The organism is Streptomyces sp. LUP30, assembly GCF_001746365.1.
Lineage (GTDB): Bacteria > Actinomycetota > Actinomycetes > Streptomycetales > Streptomycetaceae > Streptomyces.
The window spans coordinates 53,750-64,833 of record NZ_MJAJ01000051.1 but is presented as its reverse complement, the minus strand read 5'-3'; the positions used below and the strand labels follow the sequence as shown (position 1 = coordinate 64,833).

Annotated in this window: 4 protein-coding genes; 2 read left to right on the top strand and 2 right to left on the bottom strand. The window is 74.8% G+C overall.

All coding sequences use genetic code 11. The annotated features are described in order from the left end of the window. Positions 1–9 precede the first annotated feature (9 nt). Positions 10–1,440, bottom strand: a complete 1,431-nt coding sequence (locus BG482_RS31980) for an MFS transporter (protein WP_069772685.1) — start codon at positions 1,438–1,440, stop codon at positions 10–12. Positions 1,441–1,573: 133 nt separating this feature from the next. Between BG482_RS31980 and BG482_RS31975 the strand changes: the two genes are divergently transcribed. Beyond that, positions 1,574–2,152 (top strand): TetR/AcrR family transcriptional regulator, encoded by a 579-nt coding sequence (locus BG482_RS31975; protein ID WP_069772684.1) that lies wholly within the window; start codon positions 1,574–1,576, stop codon positions 2,150–2,152. A gap of 10 nt (positions 2,153–2,162) precedes the next feature. Here the strand turns inward: BG482_RS31975 and BG482_RS31970 are convergent, their stop codons facing one another. Then, positions 2,163–3,359 carry a serine hydrolase gene (locus BG482_RS31970; RefSeq protein ID WP_069772683.1) on the bottom strand — a complete coding sequence of 399 codons (1,197 nt, stop codon included), beginning with the start codon at positions 3,357–3,359 and terminating at the stop codon, positions 2,163–2,165. A 650-nt stretch (positions 3,360–4,009) separates the two neighbouring features. On the opposite strand from BG482_RS31970, the gene BG482_RS31965 reads away from it, so the two are divergent. Further along, positions 4,010–11,047: a type I polyketide synthase gene (locus BG482_RS31965; RefSeq protein WP_069772682.1), complete on the top strand. Its 7,038-nt coding sequence runs from the start codon at positions 4,010–4,012 to the stop codon at positions 11,045–11,047. The last annotated feature ends 37 nt before the right edge of the window (positions 11,048–11,084 follow it).

The following is an 11,084-nucleotide window of genomic DNA, read 5'->3' as shown; positions in this document are numbered from 1 at the left end:
GGCCGGACGTCACCGCGCGGGGGCGGGCGCGACGGCCGGCTCCCGGCGGGCGGCCGGATCCGAGGGGCGGGCGGCGCGGCGGACGGGGACCAGCAGGGCGGCGAGGGCGGCGCCCAGGCAGAGCAGCGCCAGCAGGGTGAAGCCGTGGATGTAACCGGATTCGTACGGCAGCCCCGAGGGCTGGAGCCGGCCGGTCACCAGCACGCTCGTGACGGCGGCGCCGATGGAGCCGCCGATGGTGCGGATGTTGGCGTTCATGCCGGTGGCCGCGCCGGTCTGCGCGGCGGGCACGCTGCCGACGATCAGGTTGGCCATCGAGGCGAAGGCCAAGCCGATGCCGAGGCCGAACACGCCTGCCACGAAGGCGACCTGCCACTGCTCGTCGTGCCAGAGGGCGAGGAAGCCCAGGGCGAGCGCGCCGAGTGCGGCACCGGTCGCGAGCAGGGTCTTGGCGCCCACGCGGGGTTCCAGGCGTCCGCTGAGCACGCCGGAGACGAACATCGCGAGCAGCATGGGCAGCATGAGGAGCCCGGAGGCGGTGACGCTCGCGCCGAATCCGTAGCCGGCGGCGCCCGGCGTCTGGACGAACCCGGGCAGGAAGGACCAGATCGCGTACATGCCCGCCCCGAAGAGCAGGGCGGTGAGGTTCGTGGTCCACACCGCCGGCAGGCGCATGATGCGCAGGTCGATCAGCGGCGAGCGGGAGCGGGCCTCGACCGTCAGCCACAGGGCGAAGAGCGCGGCCGCCAGCAGGAACAGGCCGATCACCCGGGTCGAGCCCCAGCCCCAGACGCCCGCCTGACTGAGCGGCAGCAGCAGGGCGACCAGCCAGCCCGACAACAGCACGGCGTCGAGCCAGCTGACGCTGCCCTGCGCCCGGTCGGGAGACTCGGGCACGTACCGCAGGGCGATCAGGGTGGCGGCGGCGACGATGCCCACGGGGATCCAGAACAGCCAGCGGTAGTCGAGCGCGGAGACGATCGGTCCGGCCGCGACCATGCCGACACCGCCGCCCGCGGCGATGACGGCGGACAGGTTGCTGATGCTCCCGGGCACCTGGGACGGGGCGAACTCGTCCCGGATGATGCCGAAGGAGAGGGGGAACAGGGCGCCGCCGACACCCTGGATCACCCGGGCGACGATCAGGACGCCGATGCCGGGCGCGAGCGCGGCGAGCAGACAACCGGCCAGGACGGCGAGCAGCACCCCGACGAGGGTGCGCTTCTTGCCGACGAGGTCGCCGACCCGGCCGAGGATCGGGGTGAAGACGGACGCGGACAGCAGATACGCGGTCATCACCCAGGTCGCGGTGGACTGCGAGGCGTGCAGGGCGTGCTGGACGGTCGGCAGGGCCGGCGCTATCAGCGACTGGAGCATGGAGAACACACCGGCACCGGTCGCCAGCACGGCGAAGGTGAGGCGCGTGGACGTGCGGGGCATGAGAAGCCTCTCAGAGGGACTCTCGGAAAGAGGAGAAGACGAGAAGGGGGCCTCGGACTGCTAAAGTGGAGGCACCCCTCCACCATAACGGAGGCATCCCTCCGTTTCAACCGAGTCGCCCAGGAGGCAGCGCATGCCGGCCCAGCAGTTCCCCGTCAGCGAGATCGTCGCGGCCCAGCGCCCCGCCCGCAGGGACGCGGCCCGCAACTACGACGCGCTGCTCGCCGCCGCACGCGAGGCGTTCGCCGAGCACGGGTCGGACGCCTCCCTGGAGGACATCGCCCGACGGGCGGAGGTCGGCATCGGCACCCTGTACCGGAACTTCCCGACCCGCCGGGCGCTCTTCGAGAGCGTCTACGCGGACGAGGTCAACGCGCTGTGCCGCTCGGCCGGGGAGCTCGCCGGTCTGGAGCCGTGGGAGGCGCTCACCGCCTGGGTGCACCGGTTCGCCGGCTACATGGTCACCAAGCGGGCGGTGCGCGAGGCGCTGGAGGGCGAGTCGGAGATCTTCCAGGCCTGTCGCGAGTCGATGTACGGGGCCTGCGGCCCGCTGTTCGAGCGGGCCCAGCAGGCCGGGGTGGCGCGCGAGGACATGGACTTCGGCGACCTGCTGCGCCTGGTCGCCGGGGTCACGGCGACCTCTTTCACGGACGACGCCCAGCGCGACCGCGTCCTGGCCATCGCCCTGGACGGGGTGCGCGCCGGGCGCTGAGCGAGCGCGGTCAGCCCACGAGCGGGTGCTGCGGGTCCAGCAACTTGGCGATCCGCTCGGTGATCACCTGCGAGTTGTTGCCGCCGGGCGCGTTCGGGCCCACCGTCGTGGACACCGCGATGGACAGCCGTTTGTGCGGCTCGTACGCCATCACGGCCGCGTAGCCGAAGAAGGACGGGTTCTGCAGCACCCAGCCGTTCTTGACGAGGACGCCCACGCCGAAGTGGAAGTTCTTCGTCATGGGCAGGCACACCGACGCGGGGCAGGTGGCGGTGGGGTGGCCGAGACCGACCGTCCCCGGGTTCAGCTGCGTGCGGAAGGAGCTCTTCGAGAGCAGCTCGCCCGAGCCGACGCCCTGCCCGGAGCGGGCCAGGTCACAGATGTCCTGCGTGATGACGGCCCCCGGGGCGGTGGTCCAGGAGGGGTTGAAGTACGTCGACTCCTCGTAGGTGCCGCGTTCCTCGTCGTAGGCGTGCAGCACCGGCTGCGGGATCTCCGCGGTGTCGTTGCTGCGGGTGTTGCGCAGGTCCAGGGGGCGCAGGACGCGCTGCCGCAGGAGGTGCGCGAGCGGGGTCCCGGAGATCTTCTCCAGAACGCGGCCGAGCAGGACGAAGTTGGCGTGCGAGTAGCTCCAGTTCGTCCCCGGCTTGTACCAGAGGGGGTGGCTGAGGGAGATCCCGACGAGCTCCTTCGGGGTCCAGTGCTGCCACGGGTTGGCGTACAGCTTCTTCAGGAAGACCGGGTCCGAGACGTAGTCGTGCAGGCCCGAGGTGGAGTCGCCGAGCATGCGCAGGGTGATCTCGTCGCCGTGCGGCAGGTCGGGCAGCCAGCGGGAGACCGGGGCGTCGAGGTCCACCTTGCGCTCCTCGACGAGCTGGAGCAGCACCGTGCCCATGAAGGCGATGGCGACCGAGCCGGTCCGGAAGTGCATGGCGGGGGTCGCGGGGACGTCCGTCATGGACTCGCCGACGGCCCCCGTCACGAGCTCGCGCCCGTCGACCGTGACCTTGACGAGGGCGGCCTTGAGATCGAGTTCCTTCTTGGCCCGGCGGACGATGTCGAGGACCTTGCGCGCCTGGCCGTCGGGGCTGCGGGTGGCGGTGCAGGCCCGGTCGGGACGGTCGGGGCCGGCGGCCGCGACCGCCGTCTGGAGGGTCGAGGCGAGGAGAGCGGCGGCGCACAGCAGCGCCGTACGGGTACGCGTCATACGCGCACTATGGGCTGATGGTCACAACGGTCCGGGCGCTGACACTCGGACACCGGCGCCCCGGGACCGGACAGAACCCGTACGGAGGAGCGCCGCCCCTGCGCCGTGGCCGCGCGGTCAAACCGGTCGACGACCTCCCGAGGACCGGCCTGACCGCGCAGTCATCGCAGTCTTGGCGGCCGCCCGGCCCGAGTCAAGACCCGTCCCGGTGGGTGAGCGGCGCGCGCCGGAACGGGCAGGGGCCCTTCCGGTCACTCCGGGGACGACACGCAGATTTTTCCCGGCCACCGGATCGGCGCCGGGAACAGGCGTTCGTTCGGGGACATGCGGTCCAAAGGAACGCATTTCTGACGGTCATTCATGTTTCCGGGAGGTGAGTCGGAGGTGAACCCGGCCACGGCGAACCGGAATTGATCCGTTTTCCTCCCCCCTGGCCCTTCACGCGCGGCTGACCGAATCGATGCGGCCGGTTACCGGCCGATCGTTCGAACGTTGACCAGTGAGTAACAAGGCCACTACCTTTCAACGCGTTTCGAGCACGCGCTACAGAACGGCGTTCCGCGGTGGACCTCTCCCCGCCGGAATCCGGTGAGCCGCCTTTGCTGTCCCGAACCCCCCACCGTGCAGTCTCACCCTTGATTCGGAGAATCATGACGTCCGCTGTGCGTTCCGAGGACATGATCATCGGCATCACTCCGTTCGGCGAGCCCGACGCCGGGCTCGCCCTGGCGGTCGGCCGGGCCGGCGGCCTCGGCGTGCTGGACCTCGGGCCCGGCGACCGAAGATCGCGCGAGGCCCTCTCCCGGCTGCGGCGCGCCTCGCCGGGCGGGTTCGGCGTCCGGGTCGACGCGCACTGCCGGCTCACACCCGCCGACCTGGATCCGGACGGTCCCCACACCGTGGTCCTCGCCGTCGACGCGGCGACCGCAGCCGCCGGGACGGCCGGAGCCGCCTGGCACATCGCCGGGCTCGCGGAGCGCTTCCGGGTACTGGTCGAGGTCACCGACCTGGCGGGCGCGCGGGAAGCGTCACGCGCCGGAGCACACGGTCTGATCGCTCGCGGAGCCGAGTGCGGCGGCCGCATCGGCGCGCTGAACGCCTTCGTCCTGCTCCAGCAGCTCCTCGCCGCGCCCGAGGTGACGGCGCCGGTGTGGGCGTGCGGCGGCATCGGCCCCCGGACGGCCGCCGCGGCGGTGGCGGGCGGCGCGGCCGGGGTCGTCCTGGACGGCCAGCTCGCGCTGCTCGCCGAGTCGTCGCTGCCCGAACCGGCGGCCGCCGCGCTGCGCACCCTCGACGGCTCGGAGACCGTGGTGCTGGCCGGTCACCGTGTCCTGCTGCGGCGGGGCCCGGACGCCCCGCCGCTCGCCCCGGACGCCGGGCCGCGGGAGGTGGCGGCGATGCTCGGCGCGCGGGACCCGCGCACCCAGTTGCTCCCGGTGGGCCAGGACGGCTTCCTCGCCGCCAGGTTCGCCGAGCGATGGGGCGATGTACGGCGCACGGTTCGCGCGCTGCAGGACGCGGTGCTGGACGTCGTCCACGACGACTCGGCCGCCCGGGCGCTGCGGCCCGGTTCGCCGATGAGCCGGGCACTCGGCACCCGGCTGCCCGTCGCGCAAGGGCCGATGACCAGGGTGAGCGACGGCGCCGCGTTCGCCGCGGCGGTGGCGGCGGACGGCGCGCTGCCCTTCCTCGCGCTGGCGCTGGCGGACGGCGCACGGACCCGGACGATGCTGGCCGAGACGCGGGACGCGGCCGCCGGCCGGCCCTGGGGCGTGGGCGTCCTCGGCTTCGCGCCGGAGGACGTGCGCGCGGCCCAGCTGGAGGCCGTACGGCAGATGCGGCCGACGCACGCGATCATCGCGGGCGGACGGCCGTCCCAGGCCCGGGCGCTGGAGCAGGACGGCATTCGCACCTTTCTGCACGTGCCCTCCCCGGGGTTGCTGCGCCAGTTCCTGGACGCCGGGGCGCGCAGGTTCGTGTTCGAGGGCTCGGAGTGCGGCGGGCACGTCGGACCGCGCGGCAGCTTCGCGCTCTGGGAGGCCCAACTCGCCGTCCTGGAGGACTACTTCGAGGGCCGCTCGGCCGACGACGTCGAGGTGTTCTTCGCCGGTGGAGTACACGACGAGCGGTCGGCTGCGATGGTCGCCGCGCTCGCCGCGCCGCTGACCGCCCGGGGAGCGGCCGTCGGTCTGCTGATGGGCACCGCGTACCTGTTCACCGACGAGGCCGTGGCCTGCGGGGCGATCCGGCCGCTGTTCCGGCGACAGGTCATGGACGCCGAGACCACCACGCTGCTGGAGTCGGCGCCGGGGCACGCGACACGGTGCGTGCCCAGCCCGTTCGCCGCGGGTTTCCGCGAGCAGGAGGCCCGGCTGCGCGCCGAGGGCGTGCCCGACCGGCGGATCTGGGAGGAACTGGAGCGGCTCAACGTCGGCCGGTTGCGCCTGGCGAGCAAGGGCGTGACCCGGGACGGCGACGGCGCCCTCGTCCCCGTCGACGAGCGACGCCAGCTCGCCGAGGGGATGTTCATGGCGGGCGAGGTGGCCGTGCTGCGCTCGGCCGCCACCACCCTCGCGGCCCTGCACGACTCCGTGACGACGGGCGCCGTCGGGCATCTCGCCCGGCGGGCGGCGGAGGCCGCCCCGGCGAGGGAGGCCGCGGAGCCGGTCGCGCCCGCTCCCCTCGACGTCGCCGTCGTCGGCATGGCGTGCATGTTCCCGCAGGCCCCCGATCTGCCCGCCTTCTGGGCGAACGTCGTCGGCGGCGTGGACGCGGTGGGCGAGGTCCCGGCCGAGCGCTGGGACCCGGCCGTCCACCACGGCGAGTCCACCCCGTCCAAGTGGGGCGGGTTCCTTCCCCGCATCCCCTTCGACCCGCTGCGCTACGGCATCCCGCCGGCCTCCCTCGGCCACGTCGAACCGGTGCAGCTGCTGTCCCTGGAGGCCGCCCGGCGCGCCCTGGAGGACGCCGGATACGGCGACGGGGGGCGGGAGTTCGACCGGTCCCGCACCTCCGTGGTGTTCGGTGCGGAAGCCGGCAGCGACCTGTCGAACGCCGCCACGCTGCGTGCCGTGCTGCCCTCCTACCACGGCCGCGTCCCGGAGGGCCTGGACGACCAGCTCCCGCGGCTCACCGAGGACTCCTTCCCCGGCATGCTCGCGAACGTCATCTCGGGCCGGATCGCCAACCGGCTCGACCTCGGCGGCGCCAACTACACCGTCGACGCGGCCTGCGCCTCGTCGCTGGCCGCGGTGGACGTCGCCTGCAAGGAACTGGTCGGCGGCACCTCCGACGTGGTCCTGTGCGGCGGCGCCGACCTGCACAACGGCATCAACGACTACGTCCTGTTCTCCTCGGTGCACGCCCTGTCCCCGACCGGCCGCTCCCGCGCCTTCGACAGCTCGGCGGACGGCATCGCGCTCGGCGAGGGGGTGGCCTGCGTCGTCCTGAAGCGGCTCGCGGACGCCGAGCGGGACGGCGACCGCATCTACGGCGTCATCAAGGGCCTGGGCGCCTCCAGCGACGGCCGCTCGCTCGGACTGACCGCGCCCCGGCCCGAGGGCCAGCGCTCGGCCCTCGAGCGCGCCTACCGCAACGCGGGCGTCTCCCCGGCCGACGTCGGGCTGGTCGAGGCGCACGGCACCGGCACGGTGGTCGGCGACCGCACCGAATTGCGCATCCTCAGCGAGGTGTTCGCCGAGGCCGGGGCCGGACCGGGCGGCTGTGCGCTCGGTTCGGTCAAGTCGCAGATCGGGCACACCAAGTGCGCCGCCGGGCTCGCCGGACTGATCAAGACACTGCTGGCCCTGCACACCGGCGTCCGGCCGCCCACCCTGCACGTCGAGACGCCCAACCCGGCCTACGAGGCGGACACCAGCCCCTTCGCCTTCCACGCCGAGGCCCGCCCCTGGGCGGCGCCGGCGAGCGAACGGATCGCCGGGGTCAGCGCGTTCGGCTTCGGCGGCACCAACTTCCACGTGGTGCTGGCCGCTTACGCGGACGGCGTGCCGCCGGTACGAGGACTCGACGTCTGGCCGGCCGAGTTGTTCGTGTTCCGCGGCCGGGACGAGGCCTCGGCCCGCCGTGCCATGCAGGAACTGCTGAAGGCCGCTCGGGCGCCGGGCCGCCCATGGCGGCTTCGGGACCTCGCGCTGAGCGCGGCCCGACGGTCGGACGCGAGCACGGACCCGGCCCGGGTCGCCCTCGTGGCGACGGACGTGGACGACCTGGTGGAGAAGCTGCTCCGGGCCACGGCCGAGCCCGCCGGACACGCCGAGCACGCCGACACCGCCGAACGCACTCCGGTCCGCGGGATCCACCGGGCCGCTCCCGGCGGCGCGGACGACGCCGGCCGTCCGCGCGAGGCCAAGGTCGCCTTTCTCTTCCCCGGTCAGGGCAGCCAGCGCACCGGCATGCTCGCCGACCTGTTCGTCGCCTTCCCCGAGCTGCGCCCTTACCTGGAGCTCGGCCGCGCGCACGCCGACGCCCTGTATCCGCCGGCCGCCTTCGACGACGCCGTGCGCGAGAGGCAGCGGGCCGCGCTGACCGACACCCGCGTGGCGCAGCCCGCCCTCGGCGTCGCGGGACTCGCCGCGCACGCCGTGCTCACCGCGGCCGGCGTGCAGCCGGACATGGCGGCAGGACACAGCTACGGCGAGCTGGTGGCCCTGTGCGCGGCCGGTGCGCTCACCCCCGAGACGCTGCTGGAACTCAGCGCGGAGCGGGCGGCGGCGATCCTGCGGGCGGCGGAGTCCGCCGGTACCGCCCAGGGCGACGAGAGCGGCGGGGCCGACCCCGGGACCATGGCCGCGGTCTCGGCCGGCGCCGAGGAGGTGGCACGGGCGCTCCGGACGGCGGGCGCGCCGGACGGCGTCGTCGTCGCCAATCGCAACGCGCCCGGCCAGACGGTGATCTCCGGCCCCACCGACGCCGTCGCCGAGGCCGTCCGGCTGCTGCGGGCGGCGGGTCACGGCGCCAAGCGCATCCCCGTCGCGTGCGCCTTCCACAGCCCCCTGGTCGCCGGCGCCGCCGACGAGTTCGCCGAGGCGCTCGCGGCCCGCCCGGTGCACGCGCCCGAGTTCCCGGTGTGGTCCAACCGCACGGCCGCCCCCTACCCCGCCGACGCCGACGCGGTACGGGCCGGGCTCGCCGCCCAGATCGGCGCCCCGGTCGCCTTCGTGGAGCAGATCGAGGCCATGTACGACGCCGGGGCGCGCGTCTTCGTCGAGGCCGGTCCGGGCTCGGTGCTGACCCGGCTCACGGGCCAGATACTCGGCGACCGTCCGCACACCACGGTGGCGTGCGAGCCCCGGCCCGACAGCGGTCTGCGCGGCTGGCTGGACGCCCTGGCGGAGCTCGCCGTCGCGGGGCTGCCGGTGCGCGCCGGATGGCTGCTGCGCGGCCGCGACGCGGTGGACGCGCTCCGCGCAACGGCGCCGAAGCGGCCCGGCTGGACGGTCGACGGCCATCTGGTGCGCACCGCCGACGGCGCCCTCCTTCCCGGTGCGCTCGCACCGGCCCGACGTGTCGTGGACCCCATCGAGAGGACAGCGGCGACTGTGACGACCAACCCCCCGCACGGCGTCCCGTCCGACCGGGACGCGCTCGTCTCCGAATTCCTGCGCACCAGCCGGGAGATGATCGCCGCCCAACGGGACGTCCTGCTGACCTACTTCGGGGCCGACCCGGGCGCGCGGCTCGCCCCGCCCCCGGCGCCGGCCGCCCCCCGGCTCATCCAGGCCGTCCCGCAACTCCCCGCCGCAGAAGCGGAGTCGACGGCGCCCACCCGGGCGTCGGCCCCGACGAACCATGTCGGAGGACCGGACGACGGGGATCCCGTTGTGGAGCCGTCGGGGGCGGTCGACGTCCAGCAGGTCGTCCTGGAGATCATCAGCGAGCGCACCGGCTACCCCGTCGACATGATCGAGCCGGACCTCGATCTCGAGGCGGATCTCAGCATCGACTCCATCAAGCGGGCCGAGATCGCGGGCGAACTGGCCCGCCGCCTGGGCGCGGGGGCGGACGCCGACCTCGCGGCCCTGGACGACGACGCGCTGGAGGAGCTGGCGAAGGCGCGGACGGCCGCCGCCGTGACCGGCTGGCTGACCGCCCGGCTGGGCGGACCCGCCGAGCAGGCCGCCGCCCCGACGGAACCGGCCGCGCCCCCGACCCTGCAACCCGGGCCGAAACCCGGGCCGGGGCCGGACGCCGTCACCGGCGAGGCCCCCGGACGGCGTCTCCTGCGCCCGGTCCTCCTCGACGAGCGGCCCGACGCTCCCGTCGACCCGTCGGCCGCGTTCACCGGCGCCCGCTGGATCGTCCTCGGCGACGCCCCCGAGGCCGCCGCCCGGCTGGCGTCCCACGGTGCCGACGTCGACGTGCGCCCCCGCGATCACGTCCTGACGGAGGCGGACGGGCCGGTGGACGGCGTGCTGTGGCTCGGAGCCCTCGCGGACGCCGACGACTCCCCCGTGCTGCCCGACGCGTTCCCCGTGCTGAAGGCAGCCCTGGCGCACGGCCCGCGCCGGCTGCTGGCCGTACGGCGCGCCGACGGCGAGGCGCCCGACCCCCGCACCGCGGGCCTGCGCGGACTGTTCAGGACGGTGGCGCACGAGTATCCGCAGACGGTGGCCAGGGTCGTCGAACTCTCCGACGTCTCGCCGTCCGCCGTCGCGGACGCCGTGGTCGCCGAGGCCGTGGCGCCGGACCGGACGCCGGTCGTGCTGCGGACGGCGGCCGGCCGGCACGGGTTCGAACTGGTGGCGGCCCCGCTCGGCGCTCTCGGCGACACCGGGGCGGGACCGGCCGGGGAGGGGGCCGCGGAAGCGGCCGCGCTGGGGCTGGACCGGGATTCGGTGGTGCTGCTGGCGGGCGGGGCGCGCGGTATCACCGCGCAGTTCGCCGCCGCGCTCGCCCGCGCCGCCCGCTGCCGTCTGGAACTGCTCGGCCGCACCCCCGCCCCGGACGGTCCGGAGGCCGCGGACACCGCGTCCGCCGGCACCCCGGCGGAACTGCGGGCCGTGCTCGCCGCCCGCGGCGGTCTGCGGCCGGCCGAGATCAACCGCGCCGCCGAACTGCTGCTGGCCCAGCGGGAGATCGCGGCCACCCTCGCCGAGCTCACCGCGCTGGGCAGCCGGGCCCGCTACCGCTCGGTCGACTTCCGCGAGCCGGACGCCGTCCTGCAGGCGGTCAAGGAGATCCACGCGGAGCACGGACGGCTCGACGGCGTGGTGCACGCGGCCGGCGTGATCGAGGACCGGCTCATCGCCGAGAAGAGCGCGGAGTCGTTCCGGCGGGTGTACGGCACGAAGGCGACCGGCGCCCACGCCCTGCTCACCGCGTTGGAGGAACTGCCGGAGGCGCCCGCGTTCACCGTGCTGTTCGGCTCGGTCTCGGCCGTGGTGGGCAACCGGGGCCAGGTCGACTACGCGGCCGCCAACGACGCGCTGGAGACCCTGGGCGCGGCCTTCGCGGCCCGCACGGGCCGGCGTGCGGTGACCGTGCACTGGGGCCCCTGGGCGCCCTCGGCCGAGCATGCGGGCATGGTCGGGGCGGAACTCGCCCGCGAGTACGCCCGGCGCGGCATCCGGCTGATCGACCCCGAGGAGGGGACGGCCGCGCTGCTGCGGGAGCTCGCCTGGGGCGAGGAGTCCGCGACCGCCGTCGTCTACACCGCCTCGGGCTGGTGACGGGCCCGGTGCCGTCACCCCGACTCCAGGACGCGGC